The organism is Erwinia rhapontici (genome assembly GCF_012271765.1).
Taxonomy (GTDB): domain Bacteria; phylum Pseudomonadota; class Gammaproteobacteria; order Enterobacterales; family Enterobacteriaceae; genus Erwinia; species Erwinia rhapontici.
This window is the reverse complement of record NZ_VRKO01000016.1, coordinates 218,985-239,009: the sequence shown is the minus strand read 5'-3', so window position 1 is coordinate 239,009 and position 20,025 is coordinate 218,985. Positions and strand designations below refer to the sequence as shown.

Sequence of the window (20,025 nt, the reverse complement as noted above, 5' to 3'; positions counted from 1 at the left end):
TAAAACTCCATTTACATAAAGTTAATTCCACTGACAAAAGTACCCTGTCTGCCAGCAAAACATCAGAAAACGCGTTATTTCATCAGAAATAACGCGCATCAATCTTATAATCAGCCCCCTTATTAACATTAAAAAAACTTTAAAATCAACACACTAAATCCCATCACTGCCCAATAAAAGTCATTTTTAATGAAACCGCTCTCACTGCCGATAAAATCCTGCAGGCACGTGTTTTACCTCCGGAAGCAGAATTATTTCAATAACACTAATTATGTTTAATAAAGGACTTAATATGATTATTTTAAAATTTAACGACTTTTCAATAGGTAAGAAACTTTTTTCAGGATTTATTCTTTTAATCTGCATTATTATCGGCATATCAGGTTACGGTATTTACGCGTTAAAAACGATAGAACATAACTCAATAAAAACAACGCTGACCAATGATATTGGCAACCAGCTGGATGCCGCCCGGCAAAACCGTTTGATTTACATGCATACGGGTGATGATGAGAAAATGAAAGCGAACGGCGATGCCATTAAATCGATGCAAACGCTGATTAAGGATGCCAGTCAGTTCACCTGGCGCGGAGAAGCTCAAAAGCAGTTTGAACAGCTCAGCGCCAATATTGAACGCTACAGTGAGTTACGAACTGACTATTACGATAAAAGCCGCCACAGTAATCAACTCGCTAAAAACCTGCTGCAACAAAGTGATAATCGCTTTCTCCCCAACCTGCAAGATGACTTAAAAAATACCGCATCTGATAGTGACTCTCTCGATAAAATTTTTGATTTACTCTTCGCGTTTTCCCTGCTCAGTGAGGCTGGCAACACACTGATCGCAAAGCATACTCCTGAAACCATATCGGACTTTGACGCATTATATCGCCGCACTGAATCGCTGTATAATGACAGCCTGGCACAATGGCCAGAGGCGACAAAAAACGTATTGACCCCGGTATGGATGCGCTACGAGGCTTTGAAAGCGAGTGCAGAAACGTATTTATCTGCCATCGAGAAAACGCAACTATCTGCCGACAACATGGCCCAGGGTGCTAACGAACTGAACACCACTGCAGCCACATTAATTGAAATGCAGACGGAATATAACACCCAAGTAATTTCTCGCACGATCACCATTATCACCCTCCTTTCATTACTGGCGGTGTTTACCGGGCTGGTCACCGCTTGGGCGATCACGCGTAAAATCACACGACCTGTGAGTGAAAATCTTGCCCTGGCACAGCGCATTTCCAGTGGCGATCTGACGGCTCAGATCACCGCCTCCTCCAAAGATGAATTGGGTGAGCTAACCCAAACAATGGGCGCGATGAATACCCGTTTATGCGACATGATCTCGGGCATACGTGAAAGCGTCAGTCACTTAGCCAGTGCCTCATCACAGATTGCCGCAGGGAATACGGATTTAGCGTCCAGAACGGAACAACAGTCCGCCGCCGTGGTGGAAACCGCCTCCAGTATGGAGGAGCTCACCTCGACGGTACGCCTTAACGCCGATAATGCCTTGCAAGCCAGCAAGCTTGCTGCCAGCGCCAGCGCCGATGCCCGTAAAGGGGGTCAGATCGTCAGTGAGGTGGTCAGCACCATGAATGGCATCGCAGGTAGCTCAAAGAAAATCACTGAAATCATTAGCGTGATCAACGGTATTGCTTTCCAGACCAATATTCTGGCATTGAATGCCGCTGTCGAAGCCGCCAGGGCCGGTGAACAGGGGCGCGGTTTTGCCGTTGTTGCCGGTGAAGTCAGAACGCTGGCGCAGCGCAGCGCAGATGCGGCGAAAGAGATAGAGTCGCTGATCAACGAGTCGGTAGCACGTATTGGGACAGGGACTGAACTGGTGAATAAAGCCGGTGACAGCATGGGAGATATCGTCAACTCCGTGAGCCATGTCAGCCAGATTATCGATGAAATCTCTAGTGCCTCTCACGAACAGCGTCAGGGCATTGAACAGATAGGGAAAGCCGTGACCGAGATGGACTCGACCACGCAGCAAAATGCGACCCTGGTTCAGGAATCGTCTGCCGCCGCTATTTCGCTGGAGCAGCAGGCAAAGAAACTGAGTGAGATGGTCGCTATCTTTAAGATCAACACCAGCCGGGTGCATGAAGGCGAGTTTGTTGTCGGATCCTCAAGCCATAACCCCCTTCCCCTCCGCGCACAAACGTCTAAAGCCCTTGAGGAAGAGTGGACCTCGTTTTAAACCGACTACGCCCCGGCGAGTGTGAATAAGATCATCGTTGTCAGGCTCCCCCGGATACCGGGAGAGCCTGACAGCATGTGCTACTCGCGCCAGCCAAGGCCGGGCGCCACATGCTTGAGGATTGCTTCAATAGTGTGCGCGCAGTAGTCCACACCCAACTGGTTCGGCACGGTTAACAGCAGGGTATCGGCTTCGGCGATGGCTTCATCCTGCGCCAGTTGTTTAATCAACTGGTCCGGTTCTGCGGCGTAGCTGCGGCCAAAGATGGCGCGGGTTTTCTCATCGAGGTAACCCACTTTGTCCCCTTCTTTGCCGCTGTTGCCAAAGTACGCACGGTCCATATCATTCACCAGCGCAAAGATACTGCGGCTCACCGAAACACGCGGGGTGCGCGTATGTCCGGCGGCTTTCCACGCTTCCCGGTAGGCGCGGATCTGTTGCGCCTGCTGGATATGGAAAGGCTCACCGGTTTCATCATCTTTCAGCGTTGAGCTTTGCAGGTTCATCCCCAGTTTCGCCGCCCAGACGGCGGTAGCATTGGAACCGGCCCCCCACCAGATACGGTCACGCAGCCCTTCCGAGAACGGCTCCACGCGCAGCATCCCTGGCGGGTTCGGGAACATCGGCTGCGGGTTTGGTTTGGCAAAGCCTTCGCCACGCAGCACATCCAGCAGCACTTCGGTGTGATGACGCGCCATATCCGACTCGTTTTCCCCTTCCGCAGGCTGATAGCCAAAATAGCGCCAACCGTCGATCACCTGCTCAGGAGAACCCCGGCTGATGCCCAGCTGCAAACGCCCACCGGAGATCAGGTCGGCAGAGCCAGCATCTTCTGCCATATACATCGGATTCTCGTAACGCATATCGATCACCCCGGTGCCGATCTCAATACGGCGTGTTTTCGCGCCGATGGCGGCCAGCAGCGGGAACGGCGAGCTTAACTGGCGGGCAAAGTGATGCACGCGAAAATAAGCACCGTCCGCACCGAGTTCTTCAGCGGCGACCGCGAGATCAATCGACTGCAACAGCGCATCGGCCGCCGAACGGGTGCCGGACTGCGGCGAAGGGGTCCAGTGGCCGAACGACAGAAATCCAATACTTTTCATGGGGGTATCCTGTGGGGTGAAACAAATGACGATTGATTAGCAGTATATACCCAAAATAATTCGAGGTGCAGCCAACGCATCTGCGGCTCGAAGTCTGACGGGTGGATTGTAATGAAAAATGAAATCCCGTATAAAAGAGCCCTCCGAGGGGTGTCCTGTATGGGCTGAGATGGCGTAACAAGCCGAACCCTTTGAACCTGATCTGGGTCATGCCAGCGAAGGGACGGGTTGGCAGTTACCTCTGCCCTGTTCACACCTCCGCGTGCCCGGATCTCCACTTAAATGAGGGGATTCAGTGTCTAAAACTATTCAGCCTGTTGATTTCAGCCAAGGTCTGTACGGACGTTTACGCCAGCAGGCCGGTAACGACTGGCAGGACTATGTGGCGCACCCGTTTATTCACCAACTCTCACGCGGCACGCTGCCCGAGAGCGCCTTTCGTCGTTATCTGACGCAGGACTATCTTTTTCTGATTCACTTTGCCCGTGCCTGGGCGCTGCTGGTCAGCAAACTGCGCACGCTGCCGGAAATGCGCGCGGCGACGGCTTCGCTGAACGCCATTGTGGCTGAGCTGCCGCTGCACGTTGGCTACTGCGAAAGTTGGGGACTGAGCGAAGCGCAGATGATGCGCGAACCGGAAGCGGCGGAAACCATGAACTACACCCGCTACGTGCTGGATATCGGTCACTCGGGTGATGCGCTGGATCTGCTGGTGGCGCTGCTGCCCTGTGTGGCGGGCTACGCCGAGATTGGCCTGCGCCTGCTGAACGCCCCGGAGACGGTTTTACAAGGCAGCCCTTATGCCTCCTGGATCCGCAACTATGGTGATGCAGACTATCTGAACGGCGTTCGTGCCGCCCTCGGTTTACTGGAAACGGTCGGCGAGCAGCGCGGGGCCGAAAGCCGCTTCGCCGCTCTGTCTGAGATTTTCACCACCGCCACGCGCCTCGAGTCGGCATTCTGGCAGATGGGACTGAATGCGGTGCACCGGACATGAACCCACCCGGCATCGAGGTGCGCGATCTGACGCTGTGCTTCGGCCCGCGTCAGATTTTCGACCGTCTCAGTTTTACCCTCCCGCCGGGGCGATTTGTTGCCCTGCTGGGGGCCAGCGGCAGCGGCAAGACCAGCCTGCTGAAGATTATCGCCGGGCTGGCGAAGCCCACCTCCGGCACCGTCTGCGGTAGCGATGGCCTGCCGTTGCCCGGGCGTATTGCTTATATGGGGCAGAAAGATCTGCTTTATCCCTGGCTGTCGATCAGCGACAACATCACACTGGGTGCGCGTCTGCGCGGCGAAAACGTGGATGCCGCCTGGGCTGCCCATCTGCTGGAACGCGTCGGACTGCACGGACACGGCAACGACCGTCCTGCGGCGCTCTCCGGCGGCATGCGCCAGCGGGCGGCGATTGCCCGTACGCTGTATGAAAGACGCCCCGTTGTCCTGATGGATGAGCCGTTCTCCGCGCTGGATACGCTGACGCGGGCCAAAATCCAGACGCTGGCCGCTGAACTGCTGGCCGACCACACCGTATTGCTGATTACCCATGACCCGATGGAAGCCTGCCGTCTGAGTCACCACCTGCTGGTGTTGTCTGGTTATCCTGCCGGGATCGACGACACTCACACCATTGGTGGCCAGCCGCCCCGTGCGCCGGATGATGCTGACGTGCTGAAAAGCCAGGCCGAACTGTTGCAGCAGTTGCTGAGGGCCGCAGAATGAGCGGAAAAATCGCCACCAGCGCACGTGGCGTCATGATTTTTACCGGGCTGCTGCTGCTGTGGTGGCTGGCCACACTGAGTGATATTCCCGCCTTTTTGCTGCCGTCGCCCGCCGCTGTTGCCCGCGCGCTGTGGGATGGCCGCGCTTTCCTCGCGTATCACAGCCTGGTTACGGCCTCAGAAGTCCTGATCGGGCTGGTGCTGGGCGTACTGCTGGGGTCGCTGCTGGCGATCGGCATGATCTTCTCCCCCCGCCTGCAACGCTGGCTGATGCCCGTGGTGCTGACCAGCCAGGCCATTCCGGTGTTTGCCCTCGCGCCACTGCTGGTGCTGTGGTTTGGCTTTGGCATCAGCGCCAAAGTGGCGATGGCGGTGCTGGTGATCTTCTTCCCGGTGACCTCTGCTTTCTTTGACGGGCTGAGGCGGGTTAATCAGGACTATCTGGACCTTGCCCGCACCCTGGGTGCCTCACGCTGGGCGCAGCTGCGCCATGTCCGGCTGATGGCGGCGCTGCCTGCTTTTGGCTCCGGCCTGCGCATGGCGGCTGCCGTGGCACCGATTGGCGCAATTATCGGCGAATGGGTGGGTTCGGCCGAAGGGCTGGGTTACGTAATGCTGAATGCCAATGCGCGCATGCAAACCGATCAGTGCTTTGCCGCGTTGTTTATCCTGGTGCTGATGACCGTCTTACTCTGGATGGCGGTCGATGCCCTGCTCCATCGCCTGATCAACTGGGCACCCGAATAATGTTGATTCCCCTTAAATCTGAAAGGAACACAGAATGATGATGAAAACCTGCGCTGCCCTGCTGTTAAGCGGTGCCTGCTCCACCTGCGTCATGGCCAACGAGAAACTGACGCTGGTGCTCGACTGGTATATCAACCCGGACCACGCACCGATTATGGTTGCCGATCAGATCGGGGCATTTAAGGCGGAAGGGCTGGACGTGAAGATTGTCCCCCCGTCCGATCCTTCCCTGCCACCGCGCCTGGTCGCAGCGAAACAGGCGGATCTCGCCATTACTTATCAGCCGCAGCTGCACTTTTTCGCCGATGAAGGCCTGCCGCTGGTGCGCGTGGGCACGCTGATCAATACCCCGCTGAACACGGTGATGACGCTCGATAAAAGCATCACCTCACCGGCAAAACTGAAAGGGAAAACGGTGGGTTATTCCGTGAGCGGTATTGAACAGGCAACGCTGACCACCATGCTGAAGCAGGAGCGCGCCAGCATGAAGGAGATTAAGCTGGTCAACGTTAACTTCCAGCTGACCAGCGCCCTGCTGGCCGGGCAGGTGGATGCGGTGATTGGAGGTTACCGCAATATTGAAGCGCAAGAGCTGAAGCTACAGGGCAAAGATCCGGTGGTATTTAACGTTGAGGATTACGGCGTTCCGGCCTATGACGAGCTGGTGATTGTGGCGAATCGCGATAGCGTCAATGAACCGAAGGTGAAAAAATTCCTCGCGGCGCTGAAGAAAGGCAACGACTATTTACAGGCCCACCCGGAAGAGAGCTGGCAGGTGTTCGCCAAAGCGCACCCGGAGCTGAATACCGAGCTGAACCATGTGGCGTGGCAGAAAACCCTGCCGCTGTTTGCCAGAGACCCGGCGGCACTGGACGTGAAACGGTATGACGCTTACGAACAGTTTTTGTTGAAGAATAAGCTGATTAAGAAGATCACGCCCGTTGCGCAGTATGCAGTTGAGTTGCGCTAATCGACTAAAACCCTGACGCACCCCCTCAACAGGGTTCGACCGGTAAAAGGTCGAACCCTTCGCAGGCATTAATCTGTCATGATGGACCTTCAGTTCCGGGTCGCCAGTTCCAGCCAATCTGCGCAAATCACCGCTCGCCAAAGATAATGATAACCATTACCATAAACCAGCGATTACCTACCCGGAGCCAACATGAACGCAACGTCCCCTGAACGCATCACCACTGACTGCTGTATCGTAGGCGGCGGCCCGGCCGGACTGATGCTGGGTTATCTGCTGGCGCGCGCAGGCGTGCAGGTGACCGTGATCGAAAAACACGGCGATTTTTTGCGCGACTTCCGGGGTGACACGATTCATCCCTCCACGCTGCAAATCATGCATCACCTGGGCCTGCTGGAGGAGTTACTCAGCCTGCCTCATCAGCGTGCCCCGCGTTTACAGGCAGAAGTAGGGGGTGAAGAGGTCACGCTGGCCGATTTTTCCCGCCTGCCGGTGAAATGCCGCTTTATTGCGTTTATGCCACAGTGGGACTTCCTCAATTTCCTGGCGGCGAAAGCCTCTGCCCTGCCCGCGTTTACCCTGTGCCAGTCCACCGCATTCAGCGAGTTACTGTATGACAATGGCAGCGTATGCGGCGTGCGTGCCAGCAACAGCAGCGGCACCTGCGACATCCACGCACAGCTGGTGATCGGCTGTGACGGACGGCATTCGCAGGTCCGGCAGCAGGCCGGGCTGACCGGTCGCTCGTTTGGATCGCCGCGCGATGTGCTGTGGTTCCCGCTGGATAAACGCGATGAGGACCCGGAATGGAATATGGGCCACAAAGGCCCCAAACAAAACTTTATCATGCTCGATCGCGGCAGTTTCTGGCAGTGCGGCTACTCCATTACCAAAGGTGAGTTCGGGCCAATGAAGGCCGCAGGAATCGAGGCGTTTAAACAGCAGGTTGCCGCCGTGGCGCCCTTTCCGGCCGCCAGGCTGGCAGAGATGACCGACTGGCAGCAGGTCAGGCTACTCGATATCCGCATCGACAGACTGGATGCGTGGATGAAGCCCGGCGTGCTGTGCATCGGGGATGCCGCCCATGCGATGTCGCCTATCGGCGGCGTTGGCGTCAACCTCGCGATCCAGGATGCCGTTGCCTGCGCCAACATTTTGACGCCCGCGTTACGCCAGGGGAAAGTCAGCCTGCGCCTTCTGCAAAAAGTGCAAAAACGCCGCCATTTCCCGACCTGCGCCACGCAATTTATCCAGATCAAAATGAGCGGAAAAAAACGCAAAGAGGGCGAATCCAGCCCGCTGCCGCGTATCATAAAGCGCTTTCCTTTCCTGCCTTATGTTTTCGGCTGGATCATCGGGCTGGGTTTTCGTCGTGAGAAGCCGCGCCGCTTTAAAACGCCATCCTGACAAATCCCGTCACGATTTTCGGGTTCGCCGTTTACATTCTGTTTAACTTATGTTTACTCTACGGCCAATAATAATGATAACAATTATCGTTTATTAACTGGCCGGGAAATTTGTACCATGACAACGCTGAAAACCTTACCCGCTCTGCTGTTGGCGACGCTGCCTTCACTGGCATTCGCCACCACTTACCCGCTGACCGTCACCGATATGGACGGGCAAAAAGTGGTCATCAACCATGAACCGCAGCGGGTGATCCTCCAGGACGGACGTGAAATCCTCAGCCTCGCCTTACTTGACCGTGACAACCCTTTCCAGCGCGTCGTCTCCTGGAATAACCTGATGAAAAAGCAGGATACCGGTAGCTGGAACCTGCTAAAAAAACGCTGGCCGGACGCGGAAAAAATCCTCGATATGGGCTTTTCTGACCAGGGTGAGGTCAACCTTGAAACGGTGATCGCCAAAAAACCAGACCTGATGATTGCCCAGCTGCGCGCCAAACCGGCGCTGAAACAGACCGGGGTACTGACTCAACTGAGTGCGCTGAATATCCCGGTGCTGTTTGTTGATGATGAGCTGCACCCGGTACAGAATACCGCGGCCAGCATTACCCTGCTGGGCAAGGTATTGAATAAGGAAGACAATGCCCGCGCCTACACCGATTTTTATACCCAGAAACTCAACGCCATTCAGGCCGCGGTCAAAGATGTGTCGCCCAAACCGAGCGTATTTGTTGAGCCGATTGCCGGGATAGGCGGCGGCGGTGAATGCTGCTTCACCCACGGCCATAACGGCTGGGGCGCGCTGATAGAAGCTACCGGTGCGAAAAATATCGGTTCCGATCTGTTGCCCGGCACCAGCGGCACCATCGCGGTGGAAAAGGTCATCAACCTGAACCCGGATTACTACGTGATGAGTGGCTCGAAGCGCGGGGGTAAAACCAGCCCGGTGATCCCGCTGGGTTACAACACCGAGGTGAGCGAGATTAAGGCCAGCTTTGACAACCTGCGCAATCGTACCGGGGTGAAAGATATTCCGGCGGTAAAAGCAGGCAAAGTGGCGGCGGTGTATCACCACTTCTATAACCATCCGTACAACATTATCGGCATTGAGATGCTGGCGAAGGACTTCTACCCGCAGCAGTTCAGCCAGACGAATCCGACCGCTGACTATCACTACATTATCCGCACCTTTACTAAGCTGCCGGATGACCCGATCAATATCGAATATCATCCGCAGTAAACTGCCTGCATTGAACTCGTCAATCGCGCTGAAATTCAGCGCGATTTTTTTATTTCAAAAAAAACAATTATTTGTACTTATTCGTGTACAGCTTTTCTTGCGAGGTAGTCACTTGCCTGTCTGTTGTATTTAAACTACAGTCAGAATTATCAAGGATGAAATATCACCATTGACGAGGTAAAGATATGCACAGTAAAGCAATTGAACATGATACCGCCGTTATCGACATGCTGCGTGAGGATCCCGGATTCGCGCAGGTTTACCTGCAAACAGCACTGGAAGATATTTATGAAGACGGTGGCGTCGGTGCTTTTCTGACCGCCCTGCGCCACGTGGTCAATGCCCGTGGCGGCATCGGTGAAATTGCGGCTAAGTCCGGTCTGTCCCGTGAGCAACTTTACCGTACGCTTTCCGAAAAAGGGAACCCGACCATCAAAACACTCACGGCGATCACCCGCGCAGCAGATGTGCGTCTGTTTGCCAAAGCGGCGGGTCAGGCAAGTTAAGCAGGCCATCCTGGGCGGACATACTGCTGAATGCGGGGGTGAGCTGGATCACGCTGATGCCCCACAAAAATCGTTTTCTTTTCAACGTTTTTTTGTGTTAAGACAGTCAGGACACTCAATTTTTCATACACTCATGTATTCACCATTTCATCCGCAGATCACTGAGAAGAGAGCGGTTACTGAGTTTTATTACTGACCTGACAACCAATGGGTTGTTGGCGGAAGATAAGGGAAAAAGAATGCCAATGATATTCGGTGAGTTATCTGGTGCTCCATCATGGGTGCCTGCTGTATTGCTCGTCACGCTCTCATTTGCAGTGGGTTTCCTGGCCCGATTTATACTTTTAAGATTCATCCGATACTGGCAGAGTCGTGACAGAAAGCTCTTCAAATCACTTGAAAAGCATCTTCGTGGATCAATGTTTCTTTTCATCCCCTTACTGTTAATCAATGTAGGGGTTAATTATATTAATGTTAATCCGAACTCACTTTCTTTTATAAGTACAGTCATTAATATATTTATTATATTATCATTTTGCTCTATTTTAATCCGCTTGACTAATGTCGCGCAGGATATGCTTTTTATACGCTATGACATTAACCTTTCAAATAATCTTCGCGCCCGTAAAATTCGCACGCAGATAATGTATGTCAAAAAGGTCGCTATCGTCTTACTGGTGCTATTCTGTCTTTCCCTGGTGTTACTGAGTATTCCTGGGGTTCGAAAATTCGGCACCACAATCCTGGCCGGTGCCGGGGTGGCGGGGATCATCATTGGTTTTGCCCTGCAGAAGTCGCTGGTTAACCTGTTTGCTGGCATTCAGATCGCCTTCACGCAACCGATAAAAATTGATGATGCCGTGGTGGTTGAAAATGAATGGGGATGGATTGAGGAGATCAACCTGACTTATGTGGTTGTGCGTATCTGGGACCTGCGCCGACTGGTTCTGCCCATTACCTACTTTACCGAAAACGCCTTCCAGAACTGGACGCGTAATAACGCACAAATATTAGGCTCTGTTTTTCTTTACCTTGATTATTCCATGCCATTAGATCCTCTGCGTAAATATTTTGAAAAAGTCCTCAGTGAAACAAAGCTCTGGGATCAACAGACTCAGGTGCTCCAGGTCACCGATACGACTGACAAAACCATGACGATCCGATTATTAATGACGGCACAGAATTCCCCCACGGCCTTTGATTTACGCTGCCACGTGCGGGAAAAGATGATTGAGTTTATTCAGCAGAATTATCCGCAAAGCCTTCCTCACGTGAGGGCCACACTGACCGATTCTGCTGTGCGATCGTCCGAAGTTTTGTCTTAAATCGCCTCTTCTAAAAACGCAATAAATGCTCTTACCTTTGAATTCAGCGCCGAACGTTCGTTGACGCAGGCATAAATATTCATCGGTGAAGACGCGATGTCGCTCTCACCGCTGAGGCCTGAGCAGAATAAAGGGGTGAGTCGCCCCTTGTCGATTAACGGCTGGGCAATAAAGCTTGCCAGACGGGCAACCCCTCCGCCGCTTTCTGCTATTTTTGCAATGATATCAATATCATCGCTGATAAATTCTGGATTAAGTTTCGCGTTAACAGGTTGACCATCGACGATAAATTGCCAGGGGAGAAAACGTCCATCGGTGGGATAACGAAAAACCAGGCAGGCGTGCTGGCTAAGCTCTTCGGGAGTCCGGGGAGTGCCCGCACGCGCCAGATAAGCGGGGGCGGCGCAGAATATAAAGGGTAATGAGGCGATTTTTCTGGCAATCAGCTGATCGTTGAGCTGCGCCTCAATGCGAATACTGACGTCGACGCCTTCCAGACGATGATCGACGTTACGATCGGTACTGATCAGTTCGATATCAATATCAGGGTAAGACGCTTTGAACGCAGGCATCAGTGGAGCGATGACGTACCGACCAAATGCAGCCGTTGTGGCGATGCAAAGTGGGCCCTGCGGTTTGGTTTCAATGGCAGCAGCCTGCGAGGCGAGGTCGATATCATGGGGAATGTGACGTACTTTCTCAAAGTAACGTTGACCACTTTCGGTTAAGGTCATGCTGCGGGTGGTGCGTGATAGCAGACGCACGCCCAGATGAGCCTCAAGCCGGGAAAGGCTCTGGCTCACCGCCGCCGGGCTCATTCCTTTAGCACGCGCCGCCGCGGCGATACTGCCGTTCTCCACCACGCGGATAAAATTACTCATCAGCCCCAACAGATCCATAGTGTTCCCAATGCCTCATTCGTCACTTTTACTTAATAATGATTAAAGCATAACGGCTCTACCGCCGTCCTGGTTAGCTTGTTAGGTTAGTGGCCGTTTCGCCCCCCTTGATAAAACAGGATAACGTAATGACGAATGCTGTTGCTAAAAATACCCCACGCGTGCGCCTTCCAAAGCACACTTCACCCTACATCTTTGCGCTTTATATGGCGACCATCATGGCATTTATGATGAGCCTGGTCATCACTCTCGCGGAATTTGGCATGGGGCCACATTACATGGAAAGTGTGATGAATGCGTACAAGGTTGCCATGCCTGCGGCCTTTGTCTGCATACTCGTTGTGCGTCCGATTGTTATCCGACTGGTCGGGTTAACGGTTCACGGTCACTGAGCCCTTCCCTGTGCCCATATCCTCCTGCCAGATTAAGGCCCGGACACGACGCATCTCCGGGTGACTCAGCGCTACCGTCCTCATACAGGGGACGGGTTAGCGACACATCAGATTTTCAATGTATCAATGACCACTCTGAGCGCAGGTGACACATTGCGATGAGGATAATAAAGGAACGAACCTTCCATCCGCTGGCTGTAAGGCCGTAAGGTTCTGATAAGCGTCCCTTGCTCCAAATCCTCAGCCACCAGTTCCTCAGGGACATACGCCAGTCCCAGCCCCAGCCTGGCTGCCTTTGCTTCCATATAGCTGTCAGAAAAGGCCCATTGTCCCTGTGGCCGGTGCGTGATCTTTTTATCGTCCTGATTAAGCTCCCATTGGTACAGACTGCCGTCGGCAAACTGGTAGGCAATGCAGGGATGCATCACTAAATCAGCCGGGGTTTGTGGAAAACCATAGCGACGAAAATGCTCGGGCGTGCCCACCACGACCATCTCCATATCCGGGGTAATACGTACCGCCACCATGCCACTGCCCACCTCCGGCCCGAGACGGACACCGGCATCGAATCTCTCAGCAATAATATCGACAAACCGGCTTTCACTGATCAGCTCAAGTTCGATATCCGGATAGCGTTGTTTAAAGACGGCCAGCTTCGGTAACAGCACTTTATCAATAGCATGCTGGCTGGCATTGATGCGTACCGTACCCGAGGGGATACTCCGATAATATGCCAGTGTTGCAAGGCCCGTATCTAAAGCATCAAACCCGGATTCTACGGTCTGATAGAGCCGTTCCCCTGCCTGCGTCAATGATAATTTGCGCGTGGTTCGAACCAGAAGCTGTATCCCTAACCTCTCTTCAAGTTCGCGCACAGCGCGACTGATCCCTGATTGTGCCAGCCCAAGCCGACGCGCTGCGGCGGTAAAACTCCCCTCTCGCACGACCAGCATAAACAAGTAGAGATCATTATAGTTTTCCCGTTTCGCCATCAGTGTGTCCTCAGCGTATCTGGCCAAAGGTGCCGCCACGACCGCCTCTGAATTCATAACAAAATGATATTAATCTTAGCATTTTAGCCCGGCTAATCAGCACTATTTATGCCCATTATAATCAGCACATTGATATCACACACCGCAGCGTTGTCCGTATGAAACCTGTACCTGTCTCATGTTTTCAGGGGAGTTTTTAATGCGCGTTTTCACCCGTAAACTGACCGCCGCAATGCCAGCCCTACTGCTATGCGCATCAATATCAGGAACAACAACGATGAGTTATGCTGACACAGCCCATCCGAATGCCCCCGTTTCAATGGAAGAAAAATGGGATAAAACTTTCGCTCTCAGCAGTGAAGTTGATCATCGCAAAGTGTCATTCCAGAACCGGTATGGGCTCACGTTAGTCGCGGATCTTTACCTGCCCAAAAATCGAGGGGAACGCAAACTGGCTGCGATTGCCGTGAGTGGTCCCTTTGGCGCGGTGAAGGAACAATCCAGCGGCCTGTATGCGCAGACGCTGGCAGAACAGGGATTTGTGACACTGGCATTCGACCCCTCTTATACCGGCGAAAGCGGTGGCTATCCGCGTAATGTCGCCTCTCCGGATATCAACACCGAGGACTTTAGTGCCGCAGTTGATTTCCTTGGGTTACAAAAAGAGGTGGATCGCAACCGCATCGGTTTACTCGGCATCTGTGGCTGGGGGGGAATGGCGTTGAACGCGGCAGCCATGGATACACGCGTTAAAGCGGTTGCCACCAGCGTGATGTACGATATGAGCCGGGCGATGGGGCATGGCGTTGGCGAGGGCAAAGACCGTTATTCAACTGCCGATCGCCGCGCCGTTTTGCAGTATCTTAATGAGCAGCGCTGGAAGGATGCGGAAAACGGCACTATCGCACACGCCGGTCATGATATTTATGTGGATAAGAACGGTAGCGTAAGCACTTCAGCGCGTATTCTGCCGGAAGCGTTACCCGCAAATCCAAACCCGATACTCAAAGAATTTTTCGATTATTACCGGATGCCGCGCGGTTTCCATGAGCGTTCCGTGAACTCCACTGGCGCATGGACGGCGACAACGCCCTTATCCTTTATGAATATGCCGCTGCTGAGCTATGCAAAGGAAATCACGATCCCAACGTTGATCGTGACAGGTGAAAATGCACACTCGCGCTATTTTGCAGAGGATGCCTATAAAGCCGTTGGCAGTAACAAGAAAGAACTGGTGATTGTCCCTGGGGCCAACCATGTGGATTTATACGACAATGTCGCCGGTAAGATACCGTTTGTCCGTTTTGAACAGTTCTTCAAAACCAGCTTGAAATAAAAACCGTCCTCCTCAACCCGTCAAAGGCCACCCACATCGTGAAGGTGGCCTTGATGCTTGATCGTTATTCTGTGAATAGCGTCCGTCCCGGTTTGCCTTAACAGAGCCGGAGCGATCTTCAGAGATGCTGATAATGTCCACACTGAGTCTTAAAACACCACAACATGAAGAACCTGCACACTGGAACGGCGTTTTTGCCATGACCTTGTGCGTGTTTGTACTGATTGCATCAGAATTTATGCCGGTCAGTTTACTGACGCCTTTAGCCACAGACCTGGGCGTAACGGAGGGGCTGGCGGGCCTGGGAATTGCCATTTCCGGTGCGTTTGCGGTCCTGACCAGCCTGACACTGTCTGGCCTTGCCGGAAACGTTAATCGTAAGCATCTGATGCTGGGGATGACGGTTCTGATGGCAATATCGGGAGCCATTATCGGCCTGGCCTCCAGCTACCTGGTTTATATGGCAGGACGAGCCCTGATTGGTATCGCGATTGGTGGGTTTTGGTCAATGTCTGCGGCAACGGCTATTCGCCTTGTGCCAAAGCATCAGGTCGCCCGTGCGTTAGCCATTTTTAATGGCGGTAACGCGCTGGCGACTGTCGTGGCGGCGCCGCTTGGCAGCTATCTTGGGTCAAGCATTGGATGGCGCGGCGCTTTCCTGTGCCTGGTCCCAATCGCGGTTGTGACCTTCATCTGGCAGTGGGTTAGCCTGCCCAACATGGACAACAATAAAAGTGACGCATCGCGCGGATCGGTGTTTCGTCTTTTCAGGCACCCTATCGTGACAACGGGCTTACTGGCCTGCGGATTATTCTTTATGGGGCAGTTTGCGTTATTTACCTATGTTCGCCCCTTTCTGGAAACAGTAACCCGGGTCAATACGTCCAGTTTGTCACTGATTCTGCTCACCACCGGTTTCATGGGGGTGGTTGGCACGCTGGTCATCACCCCATTCCTGAACAAGCGGTTTTATCCGACGTTGATTGCCATCCCTTGCCTTATGGCCTCCATTGCCGTGGGGTTAATATTGACCGGACACGGCGTCTGGGCCGCTACGCTACTGTTAGGCTGCTGGGGGATGCTTGCCACTGCAGCGCCAACGGGGTGGTGGATATGGATTGCACGGACGCTGCCAGGGAATGAAGAAGCGGGAGGCGGGCTCATGGTTGCCGTCGTTCAGCTCTCTATAGCCCTGGGTTCAATGACTGGGGGGATGGTGTTTGACCACCTCGGCTGGCAGAGCGCTTTTGCACTGAGTGGCCTGTTACTGATTAGCGCAGCCGGGCTGACATTTTTCACTTCACGTCAAAAACTCAACGCACTTTAGATCGTCCAGCGTCTTAAATCGCCTCATCTAAAAACGCAATAAATGCTCTTACCTTTGAATTCAGCGCCGATTGCCAGGGGAGAAAACGTCCATCGGTGGGATAACGAAAAACCAGGCAATACAACCGAATTTTTCATGGGTGGGTAGAAAAACTTGGTCTCGAAGATGCGCTTTACAGCACACATTCCATGAGAAGAACAAAACCTTACCTGATCTACAAGAAAACCAAGAATCTCCGGGTGATTCAACTTCTGTTGGGCCATAAGAAACTGGAAAGCACAGTCCGTTATCTGGGCATTAAAGTCGATGATACGCTAGAGATCTCTGAATCGATTGAAGTCTAAGGTTGTCAGGGCTGCAACAACAGCCCTGTGCCAGAAGCGGACGTTGCTAATCCCCTGACACACGCTTAAACAATTTGCAGTGCAGCTTATTTCTGTTCCTCATGCAAAAAGAGCATTAACTGAAAGATGTCACTTAACTCTCTCATGTATATCTACATCCACACATAGTCATCAGGAAAAGGATGAATGAAGATGCTGAGAGGTAAAAGAGCTGTTATTACCGGTGGAGGCGGGGGATTTGGCCAGGCGCTGTGCGTGTGGCTGGCACGAGAGGGCGTCGAGGTGGATTTTTGCGCACGGCGGGCTGAAGATATTCAAAAAACCTGCAGCATCATCGCTGCTGAAAGCGGCATTGCAAAAGGGTATATCTGTGATTTAACCCGGCCTGAATCCCTTTCTCAGTTTTCTTCACAGTTGTTAACTTCAGACAAGCCTGTAGACATTTTAATCCTGAATGCTGCTCAGTGGTTGTCAGGGAGATTGGACGATCAGCCTGACACAGAAATTATCAATACCGTCAGTTCAGGCCTGACAGGTTCGATTCTACTGACTCAGGCTCTGCTGCCTGGGTTAAGACGTTCAGAAAATGCTGATATTGTCTCAATTATATCTTCATGTGGGATCCCGAATTTTACGGATTCTATTGCCCACCCAGCCTTTTTCGCCAGTAAACACGGGCTTAGCGGGTTTACAACTAAACTGGCACAGCAGTTACCTGAAGAAAATATCCGTGTTACCGGGTTGTACCCTCCGGATTTCGAATTGACAGGGTTAGATACGTCTGTCGATAGTCAACCCAGAATGGGAGAACGTTTAATGAATGGACGATCGATCTGGGAAACGATTCGTTTTGTGCTGACACAACCGCGTAGTTGCCATATAAGTAGCATCTACTTTCAAGGTCCAACTCGCGAAGATCTTAACGCCAGGAGCTGAACTGGGTGACGTTGAGCAGAATACTCAACGTCGCTCCTCGCTCACAGCGGACCACTCGCACCATCATGTCTACATCGTGCCAGGAGAGGATATTGATTAATCCCTGAGCCAGGGCTACTCAGTCCGGTAAGCAACCCTTTAGGGCTGAGTAGCCCTGGCGATCGGTGTGGGGCAGAATCTGCGTTCAACAGAAGTGACAGGAATGTCTAAACGAGAACGGGTTCATGTCTCTGGAGGATGCACGGTGCAAAATCGGGGCCTGGCGCATACACTATAACCAGAGTCGTCCTCATTCTGCACCGGGCTGGATGACGCCCTGTGAATTTGCCGAAAAATCTGCCGGTTGCCAGAATATGCAGCCAGAATGAAGTGATCTGTTCCCTTTGCTCAGTGCTGGCTTTCGCAGTTTAGGCCCTGCAGCACGGTGTCTCAGCATTGCCTTACTTTCTGCTCAGTCTGTATGCATGAGGTCGCCGGGGTAATTAACCTCCGGCAGACCACGTTAACGGCAGACGGATAACTATTTAGCGCCACTAATCCCGGGAGAACCATCATGTCCTCCCTCATTCCCGCCACTGCCACCCTGACCGCCGACGCCGCCAGGACCCGCATCGCCTCCGTTTCCTCCATTACCTGATCCGTCACCATTACCGCCGTTCCCTCCGTTTCCTCCGTTCTCACCTCCATTACCGCCATCGCCGCCATCTCCGTTGCTGCCAGAGCCAGCATTCCCTCCGTCTCCGCCGTTTCCTTCACCGCCACCGTCACCACCGTCGCCACCATCACCGTCTGCCCATGCCGCCGTGCTGAATATTCCGGCCGCCAGAGAGGACGTTACAGTGAATACGGCAATGAAAGGTCTCAGTAATGCTGAGGTCAGAATAATGAGGTAAACAACTTTCATGAGAAGGTTTTTCATATCATCCTCTGCGTTATAAATTATATGCCGCCACCATCACCACCATCACCACCATCACCACCATCACCACCATCACCACCATCACCACCGGATGAATTATTCCCGCTTCCTCCGTTGCCACCATCCCCTCCATCGGCTCCGTTTGTGCCTCCATTTCCACCATTTCCGCCATTTGAGTTGGAGCCTGTCCCAGCATTGCCGCCGTTACCGCCATCCCCTCCGTTTTCACCCGGACCACCGTCCCCGCCGTTTCCACCATCAGAAATCAGTGATAAGGAATCAGGAAAAGGGGTCGGGTATGCCGGAGAGGCATAACCGTAGTGAGTTAAAACCGCCAGTATCAGCGTGGAGCACCTTAGTACGGTACGGCATCGTTTACAGATGTTCTGACTGGTCATTGTTACCTCCATCACCGCCAGCACCTCCGGGCGCATTGTCTGTTGACCCACCATCACCACCGTTTCCACCATTAGCGCTACCGTGTGTATTTTTATGATGTTTGTGGTGTTTGTGATGGGTTTCATTCGCGGCGCCTGCGCCATTTCCCCCATTTCCGCCGTTACCACCTGAAGCAGAGCCGTTACCGCCGTTACCTCCGTTCAGACAGCCTGTACCAGGCACGCCGTCTTTACCATTTTCTCCGTCAGGCGAAGTGCCGTTCCCATCCTGTCCGTTCTGGCTCTCACAGGCAGACAGCTGGATAGTGTCCTGCGGGAGTGTCTGACTGAATACCGGCAGGGAAAGGAGCAGCCCTGCAGACAGCGGAAGAAAAATCAGAGTGTTGTGTAGCTTTGACATAAAAGTTTCATCCTTTAATTAATGGCCGCCTTCATTAGGCGACCATTTTTAGTTAGATTCTGCAGCCTGATTACGCTCCGCCGCCGTCACCACCATCGCCACCGCCGTCGCCACCATCACCGCCGCCGTCACCGTCTCCGGAACCATTGCCATTAGCTGAGCCATTGCCAGTACCGTTATCATTACCACTGCCGTTCCCGTTACCGCTGGCGCTGTTATTTCCTCCGTCTCCTCCAGGACCACCAGGAGAATTGGCACCAGAACCCCCGTTCCCGCCGTCACCGCCATTAGCATCGCCGACAAGCAAGAAGGTATGTGGGGAGTGATCCGTAAACGGTTCGTTATGTAAGGGTGCGGCGACAGAAAGTCGCGTCGCAGAGAGGACAAAAACACCTAAAGCAAGAATTAATTTTTTATGTCTCATAATCCATCCTTAAAGGTAATAAATACATGAGATAATCGTTGGCCCACCCCGTAGCTAATGAGCTACTTCATTAAAGTTAAATTAACTGGAAAATAAAAACCATGGAGTGTAATGAAACGTTTTTCGTTGTTTTAGAATGTTTTTTTAATTTAAAAAGAAAGTTTATAAGCTTTCAATGCTAGGCTAAATTATTGATATTAAACGACATTTAATGCTAATGATTACTCTGTTAACAATTTACTCTTTTCATGAAATGATACATATTACATTTTTATTAAGCGCTATTCTTAACAGCAGTAGTAAGTGACAACCCTAAATTCAAAAAAAGCAGAAGCAAATATCATTATTATATAACCAGTCTGAATCTGAGGTATTAGGCGACAATTACTTTGGCCTGTTTGTAATCTTAGCGT

Annotated in this window: 20 protein-coding genes, 2 pseudogenes and 1 riboswitch; of the genes and pseudogenes, 15 read left to right on the top strand and 7 right to left on the bottom strand. The window is 52.6% G+C overall.

The window, feature by feature from the left end:
* Positions 1-292 precede the first annotated feature (292 nt).
* Positions 293-2,224, top strand: coding sequence for a methyl-accepting chemotaxis protein (locus FVB43_RS18020; RefSeq protein ID WP_167864435.1), 1,932 nt, complete (start codon positions 293-295; stop codon positions 2,222-2,224).
* 80 nt (positions 2,225-2,304) lie between these two features.
* On the opposite strand, the gene FVB43_RS18015 is transcribed toward FVB43_RS18020, so the two are convergent.
* Positions 2,305-3,330 carry an LLM class flavin-dependent oxidoreductase gene (locus FVB43_RS18015; protein WP_167864434.1) on the bottom strand — a complete coding sequence of 342 codons (1,026 nt, stop codon included), beginning with the start codon at positions 3,328-3,330 and terminating at the stop codon, positions 2,305-2,307.
* Positions 3,331-3,466: 136 nt separating this feature from the next.
* Positions 3,467-3,571, top strand: a riboswitch (TPP riboswitch).
* Positions 3,572-3,637: 66 nt separating this feature from the next.
* On the opposite strand from FVB43_RS18015, the gene FVB43_RS18010 reads away from it, so the two are divergent.
* From FVB43_RS18010 to FVB43_RS17975, 8 genes are all read left to right on the top strand, one after another.
* The gene (locus FVB43_RS18010) at positions 3,638-4,327 is read left to right on the top strand and encodes a TenA family protein (protein WP_133843472.1); all 690 of its coding nucleotides are present in this window, start codon (positions 3,638-3,640) and stop codon (positions 4,325-4,327) included.
* On the top strand, positions 4,324-5,052 hold the full coding sequence (locus tag FVB43_RS18005) for an ABC transporter ATP-binding protein (protein WP_167864433.1): 729 nt from the start codon (positions 4,324-4,326) through the stop codon (positions 5,050-5,052). Before FVB43_RS18010 ends, FVB43_RS18005 begins: the two co-directional genes overlap by 4 nt.
* On the top strand, positions 5,049-5,798 hold the full coding sequence (locus FVB43_RS18000; RefSeq protein WP_159337026.1) for an ABC transporter permease: 750 nt from the start codon (positions 5,049-5,051) through the stop codon (positions 5,796-5,798). The genes FVB43_RS18005 and FVB43_RS18000 overlap by 4 nt, the downstream gene beginning before the upstream one ends.
* A gap of 34 nt (positions 5,799-5,832) precedes the next feature.
* Positions 5,833-6,768, top strand: coding sequence for an ABC transporter substrate-binding protein (locus FVB43_RS17995; RefSeq protein WP_167864432.1), 936 nt, complete (start codon positions 5,833-5,835; stop codon positions 6,766-6,768).
* Positions 6,769-6,960: 192 nt separating this feature from the next.
* A complete protein-coding gene (locus FVB43_RS17990; protein ID WP_167864431.1) occupies positions 6,961-8,175 on the top strand; it encodes an FAD-dependent oxidoreductase in 1,215 nt (404 codons plus the stop codon).
* Between the two features lie 117 nt (positions 8,176-8,292).
* Positions 8,293-9,414: an ABC transporter substrate-binding protein gene (locus FVB43_RS17985; protein WP_422718033.1), complete on the top strand. Its 1,122-nt coding sequence runs from the start codon at positions 8,293-8,295 to the stop codon at positions 9,412-9,414.
* A gap of 185 nt (positions 9,415-9,599) precedes the next feature.
* Positions 9,600-9,920 (top strand): addiction module antidote protein, encoded by a 321-nt coding sequence (locus FVB43_RS17980; RefSeq protein WP_238337045.1) that lies wholly within the window; start codon positions 9,600-9,602, stop codon positions 9,918-9,920.
* A 239-nt stretch (positions 9,921-10,159) separates the two neighbouring features.
* Positions 10,160-11,245: a mechanosensitive ion channel family protein gene (locus tag FVB43_RS17975; protein ID WP_167864430.1), complete on the top strand. Its 1,086-nt coding sequence runs from the start codon at positions 10,160-10,162 to the stop codon at positions 11,243-11,245.
* On the opposite strand, the gene FVB43_RS17970 is transcribed toward FVB43_RS17975, so the two are convergent.
* Positions 11,242-12,144 (bottom strand): LysR family transcriptional regulator, encoded by a 903-nt coding sequence (locus FVB43_RS17970; RefSeq protein ID WP_167864429.1) that lies wholly within the window; start codon positions 12,142-12,144, stop codon positions 11,242-11,244. The genes FVB43_RS17975 and FVB43_RS17970 overlap by 4 nt on opposite strands.
* A 128-nt stretch (positions 12,145-12,272) precedes the next feature.
* On the opposite strand from FVB43_RS17970, the gene FVB43_RS17965 reads away from it, so the two are divergent.
* On the top strand, positions 12,273-12,536 hold the full coding sequence (locus tag FVB43_RS17965; RefSeq protein ID WP_167864428.1) for a DUF2798 domain-containing protein: 264 nt from the start codon (positions 12,273-12,275) through the stop codon (positions 12,534-12,536).
* 107 nt (positions 12,537-12,643) lie between these two features.
* Here the strand turns inward: FVB43_RS17965 and FVB43_RS17960 are convergent, their stop codons facing one another.
* Positions 12,644-13,528 carry a LysR family transcriptional regulator gene (locus tag FVB43_RS17960; protein ID WP_133843020.1) on the bottom strand — a complete coding sequence of 295 codons (885 nt, stop codon included), beginning with the start codon at positions 13,526-13,528 and terminating at the stop codon, positions 12,644-12,646.
* Between the two features lie 199 nt (positions 13,529-13,727).
* Between FVB43_RS17960 and FVB43_RS17955 the strand changes: the two genes are divergently transcribed.
* The 5 genes and pseudogenes from FVB43_RS17955 to FVB43_RS17935 form a co-directional block, all read left to right on the top strand.
* Positions 13,728-14,864 (top strand): alpha/beta hydrolase, encoded by a 1,137-nt coding sequence (locus tag FVB43_RS17955; RefSeq protein ID WP_133843018.1) that lies wholly within the window; start codon positions 13,728-13,730, stop codon positions 14,862-14,864.
* 133 nt (positions 14,865-14,997) lie between these two features.
* Positions 14,998-16,191, top strand: a complete 1,194-nt coding sequence (locus FVB43_RS17950; protein ID WP_167864427.1) for an MFS transporter — start codon at positions 14,998-15,000, stop codon at positions 16,189-16,191.
* Positions 16,192-16,301: 110 nt separating this feature from the next.
* A pseudogene (locus FVB43_RS17945) lies at positions 16,302-16,535 on the top strand (tyrosine-type recombinase/integrase); the annotation flags it as partial.
* A gap of 192 nt (positions 16,536-16,727) precedes the next feature.
* On the top strand, positions 16,728-17,471 hold the full coding sequence (locus tag FVB43_RS17940) for an SDR family oxidoreductase (protein ID WP_167864747.1): 744 nt from the start codon (positions 16,728-16,730) through the stop codon (positions 17,469-17,471).
* Between the two features lie 200 nt (positions 17,472-17,671).
* Positions 17,672-17,839 (top strand): annotated as a pseudogene (locus FVB43_RS17935) (integrase core domain-containing protein); the annotation flags it as partial.
* 152 nt (positions 17,840-17,991) lie between these two features.
* Here FVB43_RS17935 and FVB43_RS17930 read toward each other — a convergent pair.
* The 4 genes from FVB43_RS17930 to FVB43_RS17915 form a co-directional block, all read right to left on the bottom strand.
* The gene (locus FVB43_RS17930) at positions 17,992-18,390 is read right to left on the bottom strand and encodes a hypothetical protein (RefSeq protein ID WP_197931298.1); all 399 of its coding nucleotides are present in this window, start codon (positions 18,388-18,390) and stop codon (positions 17,992-17,994) included.
* Between the two features lie 13 nt (positions 18,391-18,403).
* Positions 18,404-18,649 (bottom strand): hypothetical protein, encoded by a 246-nt coding sequence (locus FVB43_RS17925; protein WP_167864425.1) that lies wholly within the window; start codon positions 18,647-18,649, stop codon positions 18,404-18,406.
* A 116-nt stretch (positions 18,650-18,765) separates the two neighbouring features.
* On the bottom strand, positions 18,766-19,188 hold the full coding sequence (locus FVB43_RS17920) for a hypothetical protein (protein WP_167864424.1): 423 nt from the start codon (positions 19,186-19,188) through the stop codon (positions 18,766-18,768).
* Positions 19,189-19,236: 48 nt separating this feature from the next.
* Positions 19,237-19,446: a hypothetical protein gene (locus tag FVB43_RS17915; protein WP_242462162.1), complete on the bottom strand. Its 210-nt coding sequence runs from the start codon at positions 19,444-19,446 to the stop codon at positions 19,237-19,239.
* Positions 19,447-20,025: the final 579 nt, after the last annotated feature.